This is a genomic window from Microbacterium sp. H6 (assembly GCF_003314775.1).
Classification (GTDB): Bacteria; Actinomycetota; Actinomycetes; order Actinomycetales; family Microbacteriaceae; genus Microbacterium; species Microbacterium oxydans.
Map to the genome: position 1 here is coordinate 1 of NZ_QOAY01000078.1, position 243 is coordinate 243.

Below are 243 nucleotides of genomic sequence, written 5' to 3' on the forward strand. Positions count from 1 at the left end.
GCAGGCCCTCGTCCCCCTCGCGAAAGACCAGCGCGCCGAGATCGCGGCCATGCTCGTGCGCGCGGCCGAGGCCGAGCCGGGCCGCCGGGTGGTGGTGAAGCTGCGGTCGCGGCCGGGGGAATCCGAGACGCACCTCGAGCGCGAGCCGTACGCGGGGTTGCTGCCATCGCGCCTTCCGGAGAACCTCGTCTTCTCCTACGACTCGATGAGCACGGCGCTCGATACGGCCGCGGGCCTCGTCAC

General features: G+C 72.8%; 1 protein-coding gene. It reads left to right on the forward strand.

The genetic code is table 11. From position 1 onward, the window contains the following. Window positions 1-243 (forward strand): DUF6716 putative glycosyltransferase (locus tag DSP71_RS21990; protein WP_396652043.1); only part of this gene is annotated, 243 nt, incomplete at both ends.